18 protein-coding genes are annotated in these 20,358 nt (G+C 70.8%); 16 read left to right on the top strand and 2 right to left on the bottom strand.

What is annotated here, in order from left to right:
* Positions 1–402: 402 nt before the first annotated feature.
* Positions 403–1,167 (bottom strand): FCD domain-containing protein, encoded by a 765-nt coding sequence (locus AB0H87_RS07875; protein ID WP_360141432.1) that lies wholly within the window; start codon positions 1,165–1,167, stop codon positions 403–405.
* 172 nt (positions 1,168–1,339) lie between these two features.
* On the opposite strand from AB0H87_RS07875, the gene AB0H87_RS07870 reads away from it, so the two are divergent.
* Genes AB0H87_RS07870 through AB0H87_RS07850 form a run of 5 tightly spaced genes read left to right on the top strand, consistent with a single transcriptional unit; the run spans position 1,340 to position 6,650 of the window.
* A complete protein-coding gene (locus AB0H87_RS07870; RefSeq protein ID WP_360141429.1) occupies positions 1,340–2,158 on the top strand; it encodes a fumarylacetoacetate hydrolase family protein in 819 nt (272 codons plus the stop codon).
* Positions 2,159–2,184: 26 nt separating this feature from the next.
* On the top strand, positions 2,185–3,195 hold the full coding sequence (locus AB0H87_RS07865) for a 2-hydroxyacid dehydrogenase (RefSeq protein ID WP_360141426.1): 1,011 nt from the start codon (positions 2,185–2,187) through the stop codon (positions 3,193–3,195).
* Positions 3,188–4,510 carry an aspartate aminotransferase family protein gene (locus AB0H87_RS07860; RefSeq protein ID WP_360141423.1) on the top strand — a complete coding sequence of 441 codons (1,323 nt, stop codon included), beginning with the start codon at positions 3,188–3,190 and terminating at the stop codon, positions 4,508–4,510. Before AB0H87_RS07865 ends, AB0H87_RS07860 begins: the two co-directional genes overlap by 8 nt.
* Positions 4,507–5,637 carry an enolase C-terminal domain-like protein gene (locus AB0H87_RS07855; RefSeq protein WP_360141420.1) on the top strand — a complete coding sequence of 377 codons (1,131 nt, stop codon included), beginning with the start codon at positions 4,507–4,509 and terminating at the stop codon, positions 5,635–5,637. The genes AB0H87_RS07860 and AB0H87_RS07855 overlap by 4 nt, the downstream gene beginning before the upstream one ends.
* Positions 5,637–6,650: an aldo/keto reductase family protein gene (locus AB0H87_RS07850; RefSeq protein WP_360141492.1), complete on the top strand. Its 1,014-nt coding sequence runs from the start codon at positions 5,637–5,639 to the stop codon at positions 6,648–6,650. The genes AB0H87_RS07855 and AB0H87_RS07850 overlap by 1 nt, the downstream gene beginning before the upstream one ends.
* Before the next feature lie 94 nt (positions 6,651–6,744).
* Here AB0H87_RS07850 and AB0H87_RS07845 read toward each other — a convergent pair whose 3' ends face one another.
* Positions 6,745–6,897, bottom strand: coding sequence for a hypothetical protein (locus AB0H87_RS07845; protein WP_360141417.1), 153 nt, complete (start codon positions 6,895–6,897; stop codon positions 6,745–6,747).
* On the opposite strand from AB0H87_RS07845, the gene AB0H87_RS07840 reads away from it, so the two are divergent.
* The 11 genes from AB0H87_RS07840 to AB0H87_RS07790 all read left to right on the top strand — a co-directional run bounded on the left by AB0H87_RS07840 (position 6,896) and on the right by AB0H87_RS07790 (position 20,304).
* On the top strand, positions 6,896–8,353 hold the full coding sequence (locus AB0H87_RS07840; RefSeq protein ID WP_360141414.1) for an ABC transporter substrate-binding protein: 1,458 nt from the start codon (positions 6,896–6,898) through the stop codon (positions 8,351–8,353). The two genes, AB0H87_RS07845 and AB0H87_RS07840, sit on opposite strands and share 2 nt — an antisense overlap.
* 68 nt (positions 8,354–8,421) lie before the next feature.
* Positions 8,422–9,345, top strand: a complete 924-nt coding sequence (locus AB0H87_RS07835) for an ABC transporter permease (RefSeq protein WP_360141411.1) — start codon at positions 8,422–8,424, stop codon at positions 9,343–9,345.
* Positions 9,342–10,163, top strand: coding sequence for an ABC transporter permease (locus AB0H87_RS07830; RefSeq protein ID WP_360141408.1), 822 nt, complete (start codon positions 9,342–9,344; stop codon positions 10,161–10,163). Before AB0H87_RS07835 ends, AB0H87_RS07830 begins: the two co-directional genes overlap by 4 nt.
* The gene (locus AB0H87_RS07825; RefSeq protein ID WP_360141405.1) at positions 10,156–11,196 is read left to right on the top strand and encodes an ABC transporter ATP-binding protein; all 1,041 of its coding nucleotides are present in this window, start codon (positions 10,156–10,158) and stop codon (positions 11,194–11,196) included. The genes AB0H87_RS07830 and AB0H87_RS07825 overlap by 8 nt, the downstream gene beginning before the upstream one ends.
* Entirely contained in the window at positions 11,193–11,990 is a 798-nt protein-coding gene (locus tag AB0H87_RS07820) for an ATP-binding cassette domain-containing protein (RefSeq protein ID WP_360141402.1), read from the top strand. The genes AB0H87_RS07825 and AB0H87_RS07820 overlap by 4 nt, the downstream gene beginning before the upstream one ends.
* Before the next feature lie 32 nt (positions 11,991–12,022).
* Complete coding sequence (locus AB0H87_RS07815) at positions 12,023–13,048, top strand: Gfo/Idh/MocA family oxidoreductase (RefSeq protein WP_360141399.1); 1,026 nt, start codon at positions 12,023–12,025, stop codon at positions 13,046–13,048.
* The gene (locus AB0H87_RS07810) at positions 13,045–14,790 is read left to right on the top strand and encodes a dihydroxy-acid dehydratase (RefSeq protein ID WP_360141396.1); all 1,746 of its coding nucleotides are present in this window, start codon (positions 13,045–13,047) and stop codon (positions 14,788–14,790) included. The genes AB0H87_RS07815 and AB0H87_RS07810 overlap by 4 nt, the downstream gene beginning before the upstream one ends.
* A 15-nt stretch (positions 14,791–14,805) precedes the next feature.
* The gene (locus AB0H87_RS07805; RefSeq protein WP_360141393.1) at positions 14,806–16,332 is read left to right on the top strand and encodes an amidohydrolase family protein; all 1,527 of its coding nucleotides are present in this window, start codon (positions 14,806–14,808) and stop codon (positions 16,330–16,332) included.
* Between the two features lie 34 nt (positions 16,333–16,366).
* Positions 16,367–17,644: an aminotransferase class III-fold pyridoxal phosphate-dependent enzyme gene (locus AB0H87_RS07800; protein ID WP_360141390.1), complete on the top strand. Its 1,278-nt coding sequence runs from the start codon at positions 16,367–16,369 to the stop codon at positions 17,642–17,644.
* 172 nt (positions 17,645–17,816) lie between these two features.
* The gene (locus tag AB0H87_RS07795; protein WP_360141387.1) at positions 17,817–18,371 is read left to right on the top strand and encodes a hypothetical protein; all 555 of its coding nucleotides are present in this window, start codon (positions 17,817–17,819) and stop codon (positions 18,369–18,371) included.
* Positions 18,372–18,486: 115 nt separating this feature from the next.
* On the top strand, positions 18,487–20,304 hold the full coding sequence (locus AB0H87_RS07790) for a CocE/NonD family hydrolase (protein WP_360141384.1): 1,818 nt from the start codon (positions 18,487–18,489) through the stop codon (positions 20,302–20,304).
* Positions 20,305–20,358: the final 54 nt, after the last annotated feature.

The following is a 20,358-nucleotide window of genomic DNA, read 5'->3' as shown; positions in this document are numbered from 1 at the left end:
TATTCCTATTCCGGGGGCGACCCCCGGACCCCACGGTGCGGTGGGCGCTCTCCGCGGTCGTCTCAAGGTCAAAGCGGGCGGCCTCCGGGCCGCTGTCCTAGACGGCCAGTTGCCCTCCATGCCGGTCCTGCGATCCATCGGCGCTCGGCGGTCTTCTTGCCACCGGGGCCGCATGAACACAGCGCTCCCTCCAGCCACTCTGGTGCGGCTCTCCAGTTCGTAACGAGCACCGCGAGGGTTGCGCCGCTTCGGGCGGACCAGGTTTCGGCATCCAGCCGCTCGAGGGTCCGGTCGGCTCGCGGTCCGGGCGCTGCTGGACCAGATGCAGGTCGCCCGGCAGCCCGGCGCACGACGGTGCTCGACCTGGACCTGGTGGTGCGGGCGACCACCTCGGCGTGCCCGTTACCTCGCCGAGGAACCCGGCTGCAGCGGCGGTTGCGGTTCACCGTCCAATGCGTACAGATGCTCGTGCTCGGTCTCGTGGGCATTGGTGTTGTGGGCGTGGATGAGCGCCTGGGCCCGGCTCGCGGCCCGCGCCTCTATCGCGTCGACCAGAGCCGCGTGCAGGTCGTACCGCTCGCCCATGTACATCTCCAGCGGCTCGCGGACCGGCAGCACGAAGACGGTGTGCGACTCGATGATCTCGAGCAGGGTGCGGTAGATGGAGCGGAGGATGGCGCTGGGGCTGACCGCGGCGATCTGGTCGTGCAGCGCCCAGTTCGCCCGGGTGAACGCGGTGGCGTCCAACGCCTCGACGGCGACCGCCATCAGCCGCAGCGGTTCGCGCATCGCCTGGATGTCCGAGGCCGAGGAGTGGCGGACGGCGTCGGCGACGAGCAGCGGGTCGAGCGCGTTCCGGATGCGGACGGCGTCGGCGACGCCGGTGTCGTCGGCGTCGAGGGCGAGCACCGAGTGTCCCAGCCGGACGATCGGCGACTGTGCGGCCACGAACACGCCGCCACCCGGGCCCGTGCGGACAGAGACGAGTCCGCGCGACTGGAGCAGTCGAAGCGCTTCGTTGAAGGTGCCCACGCTCACGCCGACCGTCTGGCGCAGGTCCTCCTTCGTGCCGAGGCGCGCACCAGGTGCGAGCGACTGAACCATGGCCGCGATGCGCTCGGCGGCAACGTGGGCGAGTGGCGAGCCCTGAACTCGTCCCTGTGGCATCTCGTACCTCCTCGGCGTGATCCTAGGTCCACCCTTGACAACCCCGCGACGCCGCTTAACAATGCTCGAACGCTCCATGAATCCACATATTTAATATGCGGAATCTTAGTCACCATCGACCGTTGGGAGTGCGTGCGTGCGGGTTGCAAATCTTGCCGGCCGTCTGGCCCTGGTGAACGGGGCCACGGCAGTCGACGTGGAGAAGGCCAGCGAAGGCCGGTTCGGGCCGGACCCCCAGACCGTGTACGCGGACTGGGACGCCTTCTGCGCGTGGGCGCGCCAGGCCGGGGAGCCGGACGGCCACGCCGTCGATCCGGCGCGGTTGGGGCCGCCGGCCCCCGAACCGCGGCAGGTCTTCGCCATCGGCTTGAACTACCGTGAGCACGCCGCCGAGTCCGGCCACGAGGTGCCCACCGAACCGACCGTCTTCACGAAGTTCCCCGCCAGCTTCACCGGACCGTACGGCCAGATCGAGCTGCCCGGAGACGGCCGCACCGACTGGGAGGTCGAACTCGTCGCGGTCATCGGGCGCCGGGCCGAGCGGGTGCCGCGGGCCGACGCGTGGCACCACGTCGCGGGCCTCACGATCGGACAGGACCTGTCCGAGCGCGTCCGGCAGTCCCGGGGACCGGCGCCGCAGTTCAGCCTGGCCAAGTCGTTCACGGGTTTCTCGCCGACCGGGCCGTGGCTGGTCACCCCCGACGAGTTCGCGGATCCCGATGACATCGAGCTCGGCTGCGTCCTCAACGGCGAGCACGTGCAGCGGGCCCGCACCCGGGACCTGGTCTTCGACGTGCCCGAGATCATCAGCCGGCTGTCGCATGTGCTGCCTCTGCTGCCGGGCGACGTCATCTTCACGGGAACGCCGGCCGGGGTGGGCTTCGGTCGCAACCCCCAGCGGTTCCTCGCCCCCGGCGACGAGCTGGTCAGCTACGTGACGGGGATCGGCGAGATGAAGCACAGCTTCATGGCCGCTCCGGCCGCCGGATGAGCCGCACCGCAGAAGCCGAGGCCGAGATGACGCGACCGGTTGTCCTCATGCCCGGGCCGATGCCCGAGTACGTGCTGACGGCGTGCTCGTCGCACTTCGAGGTGCTGCGGCTCTGGGAGGCCGCCGATCCGCCCGGCCTGCTGCGCGAGCGGGCCACATCCGTGGCCGCGGTCGCCTCCGGCGGAGCTCCGGTCGACGCCGAGCTGATCCGTCAACTGCCCAACCTGCGAATCGTCGCGTGCCTCGGCGTCGGCTACGACTCGATCGACGTCGCCGAGGCGGCCCGGCGGGGAGTCATGGTGACGAACACGCCGGACGTGCTGACCGACGACGTCGCCGACGTGGCGCTCGGACTGCTGCTGATGACCGTGCGCGAGATGCCGCAGGCGGAACGGCACCTGCGCGCCGGCCGGTGGGCCGACGGGCCGTTCCACCTGGCGCCAACCACGCTGCGTGGGCGCCGGTTGGGGATCCTTGGCCTCGGCCGGATCGGCGAGGCGATCGCGCGGCGCGCCCAGCCGTTCGGGGTCGAGATCAGCTACCACAACCGGCGGCCGAAGGCGGTCCCGTTCCGGTACCACGCCACGCTGGGCGAGTTGGCCGACCACGTCGATGTGCTGATCGTCGCCACGCCCGGCGGCCCGCGGACCCGGCACCTGGTCGACGCCGACATCCTGCGCCGGCTCGGCCCGACGGGGATCGTCGTCAACGTCGCCCGGGGCTCGGTCATTGACCAGGACGCGCTGACCGAGGCGCTGCGGTCCGGTCACATCCTCGCGGCCGGCCTGGACGTGTTCGAGGACGAGCCGAACGTCCCCGGCGCGCTGCTCGACCTGCCGAACGCGGTGCTGCTGCCGCACATCGGCTCGGCGACCGTACGGACCCGGCGCGCGATGGGGAACCTGCTCGTGGACAACCTCCTCAGCTGGTTCGCGAACGGCGTCGCGCTCAGCCCGGTGCCCGAAACCCGCCCCGCCGAGCCGGCCCCGCCGGCCGACGCGGTGCACACGACAAACCAGGGGGTACGCGGTGCGTAACTTGACCGAGTCGGCCCGGCTGTACGAGGCCGCGCGCAAGGTGATCGCCGGGGGTGTGTCGAGCGACATCAGGCGCAGCACCACGGCGGCGCCGCCGCTCTACGTCGACCACGCGCGGGGGTCCCACCTTTGGGACGTCGACGGCAACGAGTACGTCGACTACGTGCTCGGTCAGGGGCCGCTGCTGTTCGGGCACTCCCACCCCCGGATCGTCGAGGCGGTGAACCGGCAGGTCGCCCGCGGGCAGACCTATTCAGCTCAGCACGCGCTGGAGGTCGAGGTCGCGGACCTGGTCTGCGACCTGGTGCCGTGCGCCGAGCTGGTCCGGTTCAACAGCGTCGGCTCCGAGGCGGTGCACGCGGCGCTGCGGCTCGCGCGGGCCGCGACCGGGCGGGGCAAGGTGCTCAAGTTCGAGGGGCACTACCACGGGTGGTACGACCCGGTGGCGTTCAGCGTCCACCCGGCGCCGGACGAGGCCGGCCCGGCCGACCGCCCGCGCCCCGTGCCCAGCACGCCGGGCCAGCCGGTGGGGGCCGCCGACGGGCTCGTCATCGCGCCGTGGAACAACCTGCCGGCGCTCGAGCGGATCCTCGACGAGCATGCGGGCGAGATCGCCGCCGTGATCATGGAGCCGCTGCTGTGCAACAGCGGCTGCATCGAGCCGCACCCGGAGTTCCTGCGGGGCGTGCGCGAACGGACCCGGCGCGACGGCATCGTCCTCATCTTCGACGAGGTCATCACCGGCTTCCGGCTCGCGCCCGGTGGCGGGCAGCAATGGTTCGGGGTCGTTCCCGACCTCGCGGTCTTCGGCAAGGCGATGGCCGGCGGCTTCCCGCTGTCGTGCATCGCCGGCAGCGCGGAGATCATGCGGCCGATCGCGGAAGGGAAGGTCGCGCACGCGGGGACCTTCAACTCCAACCCGGTCGTCATGGCGGCAGCGGCAGCGGCCCTCGGCATGATCAGCAAGGAGGGCGACGCGCTGTACGAGCCGCTGCGGGAGCGCGGCCGGCGCCTCGCCGGCGGCATCGCCGAGCGGGCCCGGGCGGCCGGTGTGGACGTGCTGACCGCCGGGCCGGGCCCGATCGTGCAGGTCTACCTGACGAACCGGCCGGCGGTCGACGACTACCGCGAGTATGCCGCGGTCGACCGGGCACGGACGCTGGGCCTGCACGCCGCGCTGCTGGACCAGGGGATCAACTCGGTCAGCCGCGGCCTGTGGTTCCTGTCCACCGCGCACGACGACACGGACATTGACCGCACGCTCGCCGCCGTCGAGCGGGTGTTTGCCGACCCGGCGTGGCAGGCGGGTCCATGATGGAGACTGAGCGCCGCGCCGCACCGCGACCGGGCCTGACGATCGACGCGATCCGCACGTCCGTGGTCACCCGCCCCTACCTGCGGCCGTTCGGGATCAGCAGCGGGACCAGCGAGGTGCTGACCAGCCTGGTCGTGGACGTGGTCGCCGGCGACCGGGTGGGCCGGGGCGAGGCGGCGCCGATGACCGCCTACACCGGGGAGACGCTCGACGGTGTCCGCGGCGCCGTGGAGCAGGTGCTGGCGCCGGCGCTGGTTGGCCGCGGGCTGCACGGCATCGCCGACGCGGTCGCCGTGATGGACGCGACGGTACGCCACCAGCACCTGGCGAAGGCGGCCGTCGACATCGCCCTGCACGACCTCGTCGCGGCCTCGGCCGGCGTGCCGGCGCACACCCTGCTGGGTGGTGCCACGCGCGCACAGGTCCCGATCGCCTGGGTGGTCGGCCTCGGCGAGGTCGACGAGGTGGTCGCCGAGGCGTGCGAGCACGCGGCGCGCGGTTTCCGCCACATCAAGGTGAAGGGTGGCGAGGACCCGGCCCGGGACGTCCGGCTGGTCCGGGCCCTGACCGCCGCCCTGCCCGTCGGGGTGGAGACGTCTCTGGACGCCAACGAGGGATATTCCCGCGCAGACGCTATCCCGGCGCTGCTGGACATGGACGACGCCGGGCTGAGCATGGTGGAGCAGCCGTTGCCGCGGTGGGACCTGCGCGGCCTGGCCGAACTGAGGCGGCGGCTGCGGCTGCGCGTGATGGTCGACGAAAGCGTGCAGTCCCTGCACGACGCCCTCGCGGTGATCCGCGCTGAGGCCGCCGACATCATCAACATCAAGGTTCTCAAGGTCGGCGGGCTGCACCGCGCCCGGCAGGTCGCGGCGCTGGCGGAGGCGGCCGGGCTGGCGGTCAAGGTCGGCAGCATGCCCGAACTCGGCGTGGCGACACTCGCCGGTCTGCACCTGGCGGCGACGACTCCCTCCGGGTCACCGCCGGCAGATCTCGTCGGGCCGTTGATGGTCGAGGGCGACCCGGTGGCCCCGGACGTGTTCGGGGCGGGACGCCACGGGTTTCTGCCCGTCCCGGACGGCCCGGGTCTGGGACATCAGCCGGCACCGGACGGCGGAACGCGATGATGGGGCACGCGCGGCTCGGCGCGTCCGGTCTCAAGGTGTCCCGGGTGATCTACGGGAACTGGCTGACCCACGGCTCATCCGCCGACCCGGCACAGGCGCTCGCCTGCGTGCGTACCGCGCTGGATCTCGGGATCAGCACCTTCGACACGGCCGACGCGTACGCGAACACGGAGGCGGAGTCCCTGCTCGGCGAGGCCCTGGAGCATGAGCGCCGGGAGAGCCTGGAGATCCTTACGAAGGTCTACAACCCGGTGGGGCCCCGCGGACACAACGATTCCGGGCTGTCCCGCAAACACATCATGGAGGGCATCAACGGGTCGCTGCGCCGTCTGCGGACCGACTACGTCGACGTCTACCAGGCGCACCGCTTCGACACCGAGACGCCGCTGGAAGAGACCATGCAGGCGATGGCCGACGTCGTCCGGCACGGCAAGGCCCTCTACATCGGTGTCAGCGAATGGACGGCCGAGCAGATCACCGCGGGCGCCGACCTGGCGCGGCAGCTGGGTTTCCCGCTCGTCTCGAACCAGCCGCAGTACTCCATGTTGTGGCGGGTCATCGAGCGGGAGGTGATACCGGCCTCCGAACGGTCGGGCATCTCGCAGATCGTCTGGTCGCCGCTGGCGCAGGGCGTCCTGACCGGCAAGTACCTGCCGGACCAGCGGCCGCCGGCTGGGTCGCGGGCGGCGCGGAACACGGCGTCGGCCGAGCCGCTGCTGTCCGGGTTCATGCGGCCCGAAGTGCTCCGGCGGGTCCAACGGCTCCGCCCGGTCGCCGCGGACCTCGGCCTCAGCCTCGCCCAGCTGGCGGTGGCCTGGGTGCTGCGGCAGCGCAACGTGACGGCCGCCGTGGTCGGCGCGTCACGACCCAAGCAGTTGACGGAGACCGTGGCCGGGTGGAACACGACGATTCCGCCGGAGGCCCTGGCCCGCATCGATGACGTTCTTGGCGACGTCGTCGAGCGGCGGGCGGAGATGACGGCGCTGCTGGCGCCGAAGCGGCGCCCCACCTAGCCGTCGCCACGAGCGGCGGCGACGGTCGGGCGTATGGGATCGAGATGGGGACTATCGCTAATTGGATCAAGGCGGGTTGAGCTGAGAGGCCGGCCTACGTGGAAATGAGGATAGCCAGAATGGCGAGGTTGAAATTCAGGCCAACCGCCGGCGCAGCGGCCGCGGCGCTCGTGGTCGCGCTGGCGCTGACGGCTTGCTCCGGGTCGAGCGGGTCGAACAGCACCGGAACGGACAGCACCAACCCCATGGAGGAACTCCGGTGGGGCACCCCGGGACCGGTCGTCACGGTGGACGGTTCGGTCGCGGGTGACGCCACCTCGATGAACGGCATCTACCTCACCTCCGGTCAGCTCACCCGGTTCAACGCCGACCGCAAGCCGGTGCTGGACCTTGCCGAGAGCATCGACGTCGCCCCCGACGGGCTGACCGCGACGGTGAAGTTCCGGCCGGACCTCAAGTACTCGGACGGCACGCCGATCGTGGCCGAGGACCTGCAGTACGCGGTCGAGCGCAACCGGAAGGGCACCGGGGCCGGCTTCATCGCCACCATCAAGTCGGTCGACGTGGCCGACGAGCGCACGGCCAAGGTGAACCTGAAGGGCCCCGACCCGGACCTGCTGTCCTGGTTCGCCGAGCGGGCCCTGCAGCTGCACCCGAAAAAGCTCATCGAGTCCGACAAGGACTACTGGAGCCATCCGGTCAGCGGCGGCCCGTACATGATCGACAAGGGCTGGACCCCGGGCAGCGACGTGTTCCGCGCGGTGGAGAACCCGAACTATCCGAAGGGCCCGATGATGGCCAAGGCGATCGAGATGGTGTCGATCCCGGACGCCGCCTCTCGAGTGCTCCAGGTCACCAGCGGCGAGGTGCAGGCCGCCATCGACCTGCCGCTGTCCAGCAAGGACTCGTTCCCGGCGGAGGTCAAGGCCTCGTACGCGGGCGTCGGTGGGTCGAACTACCTGGTGATGAACCAGAAAGCGCTTCCGCCGCTGGCCGACGTCAAGGTGCGGCAGGCGATGTCGTACGCCATCGACCGGAAAGCCGTGTCGGAGAAGGCCTTCTTCGGCCTGCAGCCGGCGTCGACGTCGCCGATGTTCGACTGCGGCGAGCTGTGCGAGCGGGGCCTGCTGCCGGACCAGGGTGCGCAGAACCTGGACAAGGCGCGGTCCCTGATGCAGGAGGCCGGGTACGCGGGTGGCTTCGACGTCGAGCTGAAGGTGAGCAGCAGCCGGGGCGGTTGGCAGGAGGCCGCCGTCATCATCGCGGAGAACCTGAGCCAGATCGGCGTCCGGGCCAAGGTCACCCCGGTCGACGAGGGCCAGCACTACAGCTCCATCACCACGCAGAACTACCAGATGTTCTTCTCCGGCGGCGGCGGACACCACCAGTCCACGTTGTCGCAGATGCTCAACGTCGGCGACTTCTGGGTGGCCGCCACCGGCTGGCAGCCACCGGCCGAGGCGGCGCAGGCCTTGCAGCGCACCGCGTCCGAGCTCGACGCCGCCAAGCGGCGGACGGCGTACACCGAGGCACAGCAGATCTGGATGGCGGCGATGCACACCATCCCGGTCACCGAGCGCGTCCAGCTCAGCGCGAGCCGGGTCCCGAACACGCTGTTCGTCACCCAGATCAAGAACGACCAGAAGGTCAGCATCCAGACGGTTGCGGAAGCCAAGCAGAACGCACGGGCCGGCGACCTGTGAACGTACGGGTCGGCTGAACGGGGCGAGAACAGGTCGGATTGATGGACACCTTGCGTAGACATTGGGCCGTGCGGATCGTGGTGCGGGGGATCGCCGTCAGCTTCATCGTGGCGACGGTCGCGTTCTCTGTGCTGCGGTTCGCGCCGGGCGACCCGGTTCTCGCCATCCTCGGTGACCAGGCATCGCCGATCGCCGCCGAGGAGATGCGCGAAAAGTTGGGCCTGGACGGCAACGTCCTGACCCAGTACGTGCATTTCCTCGGCGACGCCGTGCGGGGCGACCTGGGCACTTCGATCACCAGCGGCACGCCCGTGGTGCGGATCATCGGCGACTCGATCACGCCGACGCTGTCGCTGATCCTGCTCACCGCGCTGTTCGCGCTCGTGCTGTCCGTGCCGCTGGGCCTGCGGCTGGCGCTGGCACCGGACGGGCTGTTCAGCAAGGTGTTCCGCGTCGTCTCCTCCTTCTCGCTGGCGACACCGGGGTTCTTCCTCGGGTTGCTGGCGCTGCTGCTGTTCGCGATCCGGTGGAAGGTGGCGCCGATCGCCGGCTTCGAGCCGACGCTGCCGGGTGCGCTGGCCTACCTGTGGCTGCCCGCGCTGGTCATCTGCGCCCAGCTCATACCGATCCTCGCGCGCGTGTTCCGCTCCTCGGTGCTGCGCACGCTCGACGAGGAGTTCGTCGAGGCCGCGATCGTCCGGGGCGTCTCCCGCCGGCGGTTCTACTGGCACTACCTGGTCCGGCCGTCCATCGCGCCGACGATCGCGCTGCTGGGGTACGTCACCGGCCAGCTGCTCGGCGCCTCGGTCATGATCGAGATGGTGTTCAGCATGCCGGGAATCGGCACCCGGCTGGTGCGGGCGGTGACCACCCGCGACTACCCAACCGTGCAGGGCATCTTGCTGATCTTCGGGGTGCTGGTCGTGCTCATCACCACCCTGTCCGAACTGTCCATCAAACGGCTCGACCCGAGGGCGGGAGGCGACCGATGACCTGGCGTGCCCGGTGGCGGGACATCGACAAGGCATTCCTGGTCGGGGTGATCCTGCTCGGCCTGATCGTGCTCGCCAGCGTGCTGGTGCCGGTGCTGAGTAAGTTCGACCCCTCCAGCGGCACGGCGAAGCCGATGCAGGGCCCGTCCTCCGCGAACCTGTTCGGCACGGACAACCTCGGTCGGGACGTGTTCGTCCGCGCGTTCGCCGCGACCAGGCTCGACATGGCCGTCGCGATGGCCGCCGTCGGCGTCTCGCTCGTCGTGGGAACGCTGCTCGGTGCCGTCATGGGACTGGGCGGCCGGTCGAAGCTCAGCGGGTTGCTGAGCCTGGTCGTGGACAGCATCAACGCGTTCCCGTTCATCGTGCTGGCGCTCGGCGTCGTCGCGGTCGTCGGGCCCAGCGTTCCCGGCGTGCTGGCGGCGATCATCCTGACCGGGTGGGCCCGCTATGCCCGGGTCGCCCGGGCCCGGGCGGCGGTGATCGCCAACGCGGACTTCGTGCACGCCGCCCGGCTGCTCGGCTACAGCCGGACCCGGGTGATGATCCGGCACGTCTTCCCGAACGTCTACGCCGAGAGCTTCGCCTTCGCACTGAGCGAGCTGGTCATCGTCATCCTCGCCATCGCGTCACTGTCCTTCCTCGGTGCCGGCGTCCGGCCGCCGACGCCCGAGCTCGGCGCGATGATCTCCGAGGGCCGGATCTTCCTGGCCCAGGCGTGGTGGATATCGATCTTCCCGGGAGCGGTGCTGGCGCTGGCCGCGCTCAGCATCCAGCTCATCGCCGACGGCTACGAGAGGATGGTCCGCTATGCCTAGCGACCTGGAAACCGCCGGCACACCACGCTCCGACCACGACGCGGCACGGACGGACGCCGACGGGGACCTGCTGGCCGTCTCGGGCGTGCGGATCGCCCTGCGGCGCCGGTCCGGGGAGGTGCCGGTCGTGGAAACCGCCACCTTCACCGTCCCCGCCAACGGCGCGCTCGGCGTGGTCGGGGAGTCGGGCTCCGGCAAGAGCATGCTGAGCCGCGCTCTGATCGGAACGCTGCCCCGCTACGGCGGCCGGGTGACCCACGGCTCGATCCGGTGGCAGGGCCGCGAGCTGGTCGGCCTGCCCGAGAAGGCGTGGCGGACGATCCGGGGCAGGGAGATCGGCTACGTGCCCCAGAGCTCGATGGCCGGGCTCAACCCGATCCTGCCGATCGGGGAGCAGCTGCTGGAGGCGGTTTCGAACGGCCGGCGGAGGGTCGACGCCGAGCACCGGGCGCGCGTGCTCGAACTGCTCGACCTGGTCCGCATTCCTCGCGCCAAGCAGGTGGTGTCGGAGACGGCCGACCAGCTGTCGGGCGGCATGCGCCAGCGGGTGGTCATCGCCGCGGCGCTGGCCCAGCGGCCGAAGCTGCTCATCCTGGACGAGCCGACGACCGCGCTCGACGTCACCGTCCAGGCCGGCATTCTCAAGCTGGTCGCCGACCTCCGCCGCGAGTTGGGCATGGCGGTCATGCTGACCTCGCACGACCTGGCGGTCATCGAGACGATCTGCGACAAGATCATGACGATGTACGCCGGCGCGGTGATCGAGATCGGCGGCGTCGGCGACGTCCGGGGTGGACCGCTGCACCCGTACACCAAGGCGCTGATGGAGTCCCGTGTGGACCAGGCGGACCCGACGCGGGACCTCGTCACCATCCCCGGCGAACCGCCGAGCACCGGCAACTGGCCACCCGGTTGCCGGTTCTGGCCACGCTGCCCGGTCGCCGTCGATGCCTGCCGCGTCGGGGACCAGCCGGCGATGCGGTCCTTCGGCCAGCGGTGGTCGGCCTGCCTGCGAACCGGGGAGTGGCTGTGACCGAGGCGATCGCCACCGATCCGATCATCACCGTGACCGACCTGAGCGTCACCTTCGCGACCCCACGCGGCCCCGTGCACGCGGTGCGGGGCGTCGACATGGTGGTCGCACCCGGCGAGACCGTGGGCATCGTGGGCGAGTCGGGCAGTGGCAAGTCCACCCTCGCCCGCGCCATCGTGGGCCTGGTCCCGGCGGAAAGCGGCAGCGCGTTCGTAGACGGGCGTCCGGTTCGGCCGCTGCGCGGCCGACGCTCCCGCGTCGATGCGGGCACCGTTCAGATGATCTTCCAGGACTCCTACACCTCGCTGAACCCGCGCCAGCGGCCCATCGACGCGGTGGCGGAGGCGGTGCGCGTCTGCCAGGGTCTGGGCCGCGCGCCGGCCCGCGAGCGCGCGCTGCACCTGCTCGGCTCGGTGGGAATTTCCCCCGCGCAGAGCCGGATGAAGACCCGGTCGCTGTCCGGGGGGCAGCGCCAGCGCGTCTCGATCGCGCGGGCGCTCGCGGCGGACCCGAAGATCCTCGTTGCCGACGAGCCGACCTCGTCGCTCGACCAGTCCATCGCGGCGAGCCTGCTGAACCTGCTGCGGCGGATCCAGGCCGAGCGCGGCATCACGGTCGTCTTCATCAGCCACGACCTCGGCGTCGTGCGCTACCTGGCCCATCGGGTCTACGTCATGAAGGAGGGCGTCATCGTCGAGCACGGCCTGACCGCCGACGTCTTCGGGGCGCCGGAACACGAGTACACGCGGACGCTCGTCTCGTCCGTGCCGGGCGTGCGGAGTGAAGCCGCATGACCGGTCCCAGCACCCCCGATGGAGTGGAGCGTATGTCGATCGGCGTCGGAATCGTCGGCACGGGCATCATGGCCACGGCGCATGCCCGGGTCGTACAGGAGGATCCCCGGACCCACCTGGCCGGCTGGGTGAGCCGGCGCCGCGAACCCGCGGGGATCGCGGAGTTCGGGCCGGTTCCGGTCCATGCGACGGTCGAAGATCTGCTACGCGACGAATCGGTGGGAATCGTGATCGTCGCGACGCCGGACTTCGCGCACCGGGAGCCGGCGGTGCTGGCCGCCCGGGCCGGGCGGCACGTGCTGATCGAGAAGCCGCTGGCGATGTCCGGCGCGGACGCCGAGGAGATCCTCGCCGCCGTGCGCGGCTCCGGCGTGCGGGCCATGACGCTCTTCAACCAGCGCTGGACGCCCGCGTACTGGCAGGCCAAGCAGGAGATCGCCAGCACCGGTGCGGGCCGGCCGATCATGGCGTACGCGCGCAAGAACGACACCCTGCACGTACCCACCGAGATGATCTCGTGGGCCGACCGCTCCTCGCCGTCGTGGTTCCTCTCGTCGCACGACGTCGACCTGGTTACCTGGTTCTTCGACGCGCCGGCGGTCGAGGTGTTCGCCACCGCGGTCGACCACGTTCTCGTCGGCCGGGGCATCGACACGCCGGACGCGGTACACGCCCAGGTGCGGTTCGCCGACGGTGCGGTGGCGACGTTCGAGTCCTGCTGGGTAGTGCCGGACGGCTACCCCACCGTGGTCGAGTCCTTCGTCGAGGTGCTCACCGCCAACCGGCACATCCACGTCGATCGCAAGGTCGAGCAGTTGGAGATCGCGACGGCGGAACGGATGTACTACCCACGGACCGGCGGTGCCCGGATCGGCGGGCGCGGCGTCGGCCCGGCCGCCTCGGCCGTGCGGCACTTCATCGACGTGGTCGCCGACGGCATCGAGCCGATCATCCCGATCGAGCACTCGGTCCGGGTCACCTGGCTGCTCGAGGCGATCGAGAGGTCCTACCGCTCCGGCGCGCCGGTGCGGGTCGGCGGCGACGGGGGCGGGTCATGAGCCAAACGTCGCCGGCAACCGGCCGGCCGCACCGCAGCGCGGCGTGGTTCCAGGGCGACTCCATCAACGCCATGTCCAGTCGGGCCTGGCTGCGGTCGCAGGGGCACAGCAGCAGCATGTTCGACGGCCGCCCGACCATCGGTGTCATCAACTCGTGGGCGGACACGACGCCGTGCAACGTCAGCCTCCGCCAGGTCGCCGAACACGTGAAGCGCGGGGTGTACCGGGCCGGCGGTTTCCCGCTCGAGCTGCCGGTGATGTCGCTCGGCGAGACACTGATGAAGCCGACGACGATGCTCTATCGCAACCTGATGGCGATGGAGGTCGAGGAGTGCATCCGGGCGTACCCGTTCGACGGCGTCGTCCTGCTCGCCGGCTGTGACAAGACCACGCCCGGCATGATCCTCGGCCTGGCCAGCACCGACATTCCCGGGATCGTGGTGACCAGCGGCCCGATGCTGCGCAGCATCCGCGGCACCGAGGAACTGGGCGGCCCGAGCGGCCTGTGGAAGTCCTATGTGGCGCACCGGACCGGCGCCATGGATGACGGCATCTGGCGGGAGATCGAAAGCTGCGTCGGCCGCTCCGCCGGGCATTGCGGTGTCATGGGCTCGGCGTCGACGATGGCGATCGTGGCCGAGGCGCTCGGCCTGACGCTGCCCGGCAACGCCGCGATACCGGCGGTCGACTCGCGCCGGCTCGCGCTCGCCGAGGACAGCGGCTACCGGATCGTCCAGATGGTGGCCGAAGGCCTGCTGCCCGAGCGCATCCTCACCCGCGCCGCGTTCGACAACGCCATCACCGCCTTGATGGCGGTCGGCGGCAGCACGAACGCGATCATCCACCTCACCGCGATCGCGCGGCGCGCGGGAATCGCGCTGACCCTGGACGACTTCGACCGGATCTCACGGCGCACGCCGGTCATCGCCGACGTGCTCCCGGTCGGCCGCCGCCAGATGGAGGACTTCTTCTACGCCGGCGGGCTGCCCGCCGTGGTGCACGAGCTGGGGGATCTCCTCGATCCCGACGGCGTCACCGTCACCGGCCGAAGCCTGCGCGAGAACTGCGCGGACGCGCGGAGCCTGGACGCGCGGACGATCAGATCCCGGGACGAGGCGTTGCAGCGCGACGGCGGCATCGCCGTGCTGCGGGGGAATCTCTGCCCGGACGGTGCCGTCATCAAGCACGCGGCCGCGTCGCCCCAGCTGCGCCGGCACCGGGGCCGCGCGGTCGTCTTCCAGAACAAGGCGGATCTGTCCGCCCGGATCCACGACCGCGCGCTCGCCGTCGACGCGAGCTCGGTGCTGGTGCTGCGCGACAGCGGCCCGGTCGGCGGCCCGGGCATGCCGGAGTGGGGCATGCTGCCGATCCCGCTGAAGCTGGCCGAGCAGGGCGTCACCGACATGGTGCGGATCTCCGACGCCCGGATGAGCGGGACGTCCTTCGGCACCTGCGTGCTGCACATCAGTCCCGAAAGCGCCGTCGGCGGGGTGCTCGGGCTGGTCGAGGACGGCGACGAGATCGAGCTGGACATCCCGAACCGCAGGCTCGACCTGCTGGTCGGCGACGAGGAGCTGGCGCGGCGGCGGGAGCGCTGGACGCCACCAGCCCACCCGCCCCGGCGCGGCTTCACCTGGCTTTACACCCAGCATGTCGACCAGGCCGACAAGGGCGCGGACTTCGGCTTCCTCGCCGGCCGCACCTCCGCGGCCGAGCAGATGTACCAGCCGACGGACCAGTGAGAAACGGATGTGGGCATGTCCAGTGACACCTCGGCCGACGCGGCGGACACCGAGCTCGACGCGGGTCTGATCGACGTCAACGCGCTCGTCGGGCCCGACATCCCGGCCCACCGGTCCACCGGCGCGAGCGACCTGCTCGCGCTCCAGCGCCGCTTCGGCATCGGGCACAGCCTGGTGCGCGACTCGACCGCCGTCCGGGTTTCGCGCACGACGGGCAACCGGTCCGTTCTGGAGCTCGGCCTGGACACCGTCTCCCCGGTGATCGTCGCCTCCGCGCTGCACGCCGACCGCCTGCCGGGCGAGTTGTCCGCGGCGGTGGCGGACGGCGCCCGGGCGGTCTGGGTCGAGCACGCGACCTGGGAGCAGGAGTCGGAGGCCGTGCGGCGGCTGCTGCGCGCGGTACAGGCCACCAGCCTGCCGATGCTGGTCCCGCACCGGCAGCCCGGCGACGCGGCGCGGATCGGCGCGCTGACCGCCGACGCCGGCACACCCGTGGTCCTCGTCGAGGCGCGGTATCCGGACTTCTCCGAGGTGCTGCCCGCACTCGACCGCTACCGGAACCTGCACGTCGAGACCAGCAGCCTCGGCAGCTACCAGGCCATCGAATGTGTCGCCCGCGTCGCCGGGCACGAACGCATCCTCTTCGGCTCCGGCGCTCCGGTGCGCACGCCGCTGTCGCCGATCTACGCGGTCCTGATGGCGGACATCCCGGTGGCTGCGAAACGGGCGATCCTCGCCGGGAACGCCGCGCGGGTCTTCGGGTTGGGGCCAGTGCCGGACACCCGGTTGCGGGTCGACGTGCCCGACGGCCTGTTCGACGTGCACGGGCACTTCTTCCCGGCGCCGTGGGAGGTGCCGGAACAGCCCGACGCGCCGATCCTCGGTGAGCTGCGCCGGTTCGGGATCCGTCGGCAGGTGGCGTCCTCCATCCCCGCCATCATGGGCGCACTGGAGTTCGGCAACGCGCAGACGGTGCGCGCCTGCGCCGCGAACCCGGACCAGCTCGGCTACCTGGTCGCCAACCCGGACGACGTCGACCTGGCCGAGGAGCACATCCGCAAGTGGGGCGAGTGCACCGGCATCGTGGGGGTCAAGGTGCACACCGAGGGTTCCGGCGTGCCCACCCGGTCGCCCCGGATGAGCCGGCTCTTCGAGGTGCTCGCCGACTACGGCCGACCGGTGAAGATCCACAACTCCGGCGAGGGGTGGGAGGACGCGCTGCTGGAGATCGCCCGCAGCCACCCGCGGCTGCCCATCGTGATCGCCCACGCGGGCTACCACCGCCCGCAGCCGTCAGCCGCCGCGGTGGTCAACCAGACGCCGAACGTCCACATCGAACTCGCCAGCAGCAAGGCGGACATCCGTGACGCCCGCGATCTGGTCGGCGCGGTCGACCCCGAGCGGGTGCTGTTCGGTTCCGACGCGCCGTTGCTCAACCCGGCCTTCGTGCTCGGGCTCTACCAGGACCTCGGGTTGGCCGGTCCCACCCTCGAGCGCATCTACCGCGACAACGGCGAGCGCCTGTTCGACGGGCCGGCCTGAGCCCACCACAGCATCTGTACGAAGGGAGACTCTCATGGTTGAGCAGCTGGCCGGGGCGGCATCGACCCGGCTGCGCGAACGGGGGCTGCGCTCGATTCCCGGCGCCGTCAACTCGAACATCCGGTTGAGCGCCCCGCCGGTGTTCTTCGACCGGGCCGCGGGTGCGATCCTCTGGGACGTCGACGGCCGCGACTACGTCGACTACGTGCTAGGGCAGGGCCCGCACTTCCTCGGGCACGCCTGCGGACCGGTCAACGCCGCGGTCGCCGAGGCGTGCAAGAGGGGGATGCTGTTCGGCGGGTCGCATCCGCTGGAGGTCGAGGCCGCGGAACTCGTGCTGGAGGCGGTCGGCTGGGCCGAGCGGCTGCGCCTCGGGCTGACCGGTACGGAGTGCGTGCAGGCCGCGCTGCGACTGGCTCGGGCGGCCACCGGCCGGCGCCGGTTCGTCCGGTTCGACGGCCATTACCACGGCTGGCTCGACAACGTCCTGGTCGGCCCGGTCGACGACGGGCCGCGGCCGGCGAGCGAGGGTCAGCTGGCCGAGTACCTGGCCGACTCCTTCGTGCTGGGGTGGAACGACGCGGACGCCCTCGGGGATCTGCTGCGCGAGCACGGCGACACGATCTGCGCGGTGATCATGGAGCCGGTGATGGTGAACACCGGCGGCATCGAGCCGCGGCCCGGGTACCTGCGGCGGGTGCGGGAGCTGTGCGACGAGCACGGCATCCTGCTGATCTTCGACGAGGTCATCACCGGATTCCGGCTCGCCCGCGGCGGCGCCGTGCAGCGGTTCGGTGTGGTGCCCGACCTCGCCGTCTACGGCAAGGCGATCGGCGGCGGCTGGCCGGTCGCGGCCCTGGCCGGACGCGCCGACCTGATGGATCTGTTCGGCACCGGGCGGGTGAACCACTCGGGCACCTTCAACGGCTCCGTGATGGCCGCCGCCGCGGTCATCGCCACCCAGCGGCTACTGGCCGAGGACCCGCCGTACGACCGGGTGGAAGCCTACGGGACCGCGCTGATGAAGGGCCTGTCGGACATCGCCCAGGGCCACGGCGTACCCCTCCACCTGCAGGGACTACCGGCCGCGTTCCACGCCTCGCTCGGGACGCCCCGGTCCGTGGTGACCGACGCCCGGTCGTTGCAGGAACTGGATCTCGACGGGTACGCCGGGATGACCGCCGACCTGGTGCGGCACGGCCTGTGGGTGATGCGGCGCGGCATCTGGTTCGTCTCGGCCGCGCATGGCGACGCGGAGCTCGCGAAAACCCTCGACCGGTTCGATGCGGCGCTGGCAGGTGCGTCAATGTAGGACGGCGAATCGGCGTGGTCGGGGTGTGGCACGAGACCGTCGCCTACTCGACGTACCCGACGACCCTGGCCGACTTGGAAGCGTTCGAACTGCTGGCGGGCGACGCGCTTCAGCCACTCCTTACGCGTAATCGGATCGCGTACGGCGGGCCGGGTCGGTAGGTTCCGCGGTCGTGGCGGTTTCGGTGCTCTGGCTTTGCGGTGCGGATGCCGCCGGCAAGTCGACGGTTGGCTGGGAGATCTACGAGCGGTTCACCAGCGGCGGCGGCGCGGCGGCCTTTCTGGACATCGACTATCTCGGTTTCTGCGCACCGCAGCCGGGTGGTGATCCGACCTGGCTCGTCGAGCGCAACCTCGCCGCGATGTGGGCGAACTTCGCCGAGGCCGGTGCCAAGTGCCTGATCGCGGCCGGCGTCGTCGTGACCCGTCAGCAGTGGCAGCGGTACGCGGCGGCCATCCCGGACGCGCGGGCCGTCCTCTGCCGGTTGCGGGTCGCGCCCGGTACGCAGGCCGACCGGATCACCCGCCGTGGCGTGCTGGAGGCCGGCGACGGCGGCACCGATGACGGCCTGCTGGCCGGACTCCACGCCTACGCGCAGCGGTCAGCCACGTTCGCGGCCAAGCTCGACGCCGACGACTTCGCGGACTTCACCGTGGACACCGACGGCGTTCCGATCAAGACGGTCGCTGATCGCGTGCAGGCCGGTTGGGAGCTGCGGCTCACCTGACACGGCGGCTGGTGCGGAAGGTCACGGCGAGATAACTGTGGGATACATCCTCGCGAATGATCATTAGCATCAATGGCCAACCAGGCGACCTCGTCTGGAGTTAGGTGGAGGTTGGATGACCGTTCGGAGGAGGATGGCCCTGCCCGTCGCGGCGGCGGGTGCACTGGCCATCATCACGAGCCTCACCACAGGCCTACCCTCGGCGGCACAGGCCGCTCCGGCGTCTGCCGCGGCTGGCGCCCCGATCACCCACGAGGAGAACCCGCGGGTTCCCGAAGGTGCAGCGTGGACGGAGGCGTACTTCCCGTCCTCCGACGGCAGCGGGGTCGAGTTGCACGCCGACGTGCTGCGCCCGGCGCACCTGTCCGCGCGTACGAAGACGCCGGTGATCCTGTCGGTCGGTCCGTATTTCTCGCACGCGGGGGAGACGTCTCCCGGTGGGTTCGACCAGGTCGGACCGTCGGGGCGCTTTCAGGACCTGATCGACGGCGCGCGGCTGATGGAGCGTGGGTACACCTTCGTCATGGTCGACCTGCGTGGCTTCGGCGGCAGCACCGGCTGCCTGGACTTCCTCGGCCCGGGCGAGCAGGCCGACATCAAGGCGGCCGTCGAGTGGGCCGCGCGCCAGCCGTGGTCGACCGGCAAGGTGGGCATGTACGGCAAGTCGTACGACGCCAACACCGGGCTGGCGGCCAACGTCCTCAAGCTGAAGCCCTTGAAGGCGATCGTTGCCCAGGAGCCGACGTGGAACAGGTACAACTACCTGTTCAGCAACGGTGTGCCCCGTTCCAACGCCACCAGCAGCCCGCGCAGCTACTACTCGATCGCGACGATGCCGCAGCTGAGCGACGACAGCGACCGCTACAAGGCGAACGCGGACTACGAGAAGACCCACCCGGAGTGCCAGATCAACAACAGCACCGACACCCAGGATCCCGACCCGAAGTCGGCGTTCTGGCGTGCCCGTGACTTCGCCTCCCGCGCCCCCGGCTCGCGTACACCGTTGTTCGTCACGTCGGGCTTCATCGAGGACAACACCAAGCCCGAGGACATGCAGCAGTACCTGGCCAACCACCACGGTCCGGAGCGCGGTTGGCTCGGCCAGTGGGAGCACGTCCGCGGCAACGAGACCGACAGCAACGGTCAGCTCAAGATGGGCCGGGCCGGCTGGTTCGACGAGGTGATGCGCTTCTACGACCAGCACCTGCGTGGCGTCAGGCCGTCGGTGAAGGACCCGGCGTTCTCCGTCGAGGACAGCCTCGGCAACTGGCGTGCCCAGCCGACCTGGCCGGTAACCCACGACTCGTACACGGCGCGGTTGTCGCCCGGACAATATGTCGACGACGGCGGCCAGGCGCAGGGGACCGCCGAGCGGATGACGGCGTCACAACCTGATGGGTGGGACATCGAGTACGCCGGCTCGCCGACGGCCGCCCAGACCAGTGCGGTCAGCGCCGACGCGCCGGGCAACAGCTACTGGACCTTCTCCACGCCCGCGTCGAAGCAGGTGCGGCTCACGGGCACGCCGGAGGTCGCGCTGAAGACCAAGGGAGCGGGCAACGTCTGGGTACGGCTCTGGGACGTCGCTCCGGACGGCACGTCGACGATGTTCAACGAGATGGTCGCGGCGCTGGAGGGCGACGGGTCGACCTCGTTCGACCTGAAGGCGAATGACTGGACCTTCGAACGAGGGCACCGGCTGGGTGTCCAGATCGGAACCATCATCTCGCGCGGCTGGCGCCCTGTCCCCTCGGGTCAGACGATCACCGTCACCGACGCGCGGCTCGGCATGGAGGTGCAGGATCCACGGTTCGACTCGCCCACCCAAGGCGACCGATCGCCGTACCTGGACCGGTACATCACGGCGAACACCATGACGCTCGACGCCGTCGGCGCACCGTCCTTCCCGCTGCACGTTTCGAAGAAGCACTGACCAAGCGCCGGAGGCCGCACCGGGCAGCTCTCGGTGTCGAGGTTGATGTCGCCC

The sequence above is a fragment of the Asanoa sp. NPDC050611 genome, assembly GCF_040654855.1.
Taxonomy (GTDB): Bacteria; Actinomycetota; Actinomycetes; order Mycobacteriales; family Micromonosporaceae; genus Asanoa.
The sequence above is the reverse complement of the archived record's forward strand: the minus strand, read 5'-3'. Positions and strand labels throughout refer to the sequence as shown.

Excerpts from the sequence above, each read along its gene's own strand:
- AB0H87_RS07875 (WP_360141432.1), bottom strand. The coding sequence starts at position 1,167 with ATGCCACAGGGACGAGTTCAGGGCTCGCCACTCGCCCACGTTGCCGCC.
- AB0H87_RS07865 (WP_360141426.1), top strand. The coding sequence starts at position 2,185 with ATGACGCGACCGGTTGTCCTCATGCCCGGGCCGATGCCCGAGTACGTG.
- AB0H87_RS07855 (WP_360141420.1), top strand. The coding sequence starts at position 4,507 with ATGATGGAGACTGAGCGCCGCGCCGCACCGCGACCGGGCCTGACGATC.
- AB0H87_RS07850 (WP_360141492.1), top strand. The coding sequence starts at position 5,637 with ATGGGGCACGCGCGGCTCGGCGCGTCCGGTCTCAAGGTGTCCCGGGTG.
- AB0H87_RS07840 (WP_360141414.1), top strand. The coding sequence starts at position 6,896 with ATGGAGGAACTCCGGTGGGGCACCCCGGGACCGGTCGTCACGGTGGAC.
- AB0H87_RS07845 (WP_360141417.1), bottom strand. The coding sequence starts at position 6,897 with ATGGGGTTGGTGCTGTCCGTTCCGGTGCTGTTCGACCCGCTCGACCCG.
- AB0H87_RS07830 (WP_360141408.1), top strand. The coding sequence starts at position 9,342 with ATGACCTGGCGTGCCCGGTGGCGGGACATCGACAAGGCATTCCTGGTC.
- AB0H87_RS07825 (WP_360141405.1), top strand. The coding sequence starts at position 10,156 with ATGCCTAGCGACCTGGAAACCGCCGGCACACCACGCTCCGACCACGAC.
- AB0H87_RS07815 (WP_360141399.1), top strand. The coding sequence starts at position 12,023 with ATGTCGATCGGCGTCGGAATCGTCGGCACGGGCATCATGGCCACGGCG.
- AB0H87_RS07810 (WP_360141396.1), top strand. The coding sequence starts at position 13,045 with ATGAGCCAAACGTCGCCGGCAACCGGCCGGCCGCACCGCAGCGCGGCG.
- AB0H87_RS07805 (WP_360141393.1), top strand. The coding sequence starts at position 14,806 with ATGTCCAGTGACACCTCGGCCGACGCGGCGGACACCGAGCTCGACGCG.
- AB0H87_RS07800 (WP_360141390.1), top strand. The coding sequence starts at position 16,367 with ATGGTTGAGCAGCTGGCCGGGGCGGCATCGACCCGGCTGCGCGAACGG.
- AB0H87_RS07790 (WP_360141384.1), top strand. The coding sequence starts at position 18,487 with ATGACCGTTCGGAGGAGGATGGCCCTGCCCGTCGCGGCGGCGGGTGCA.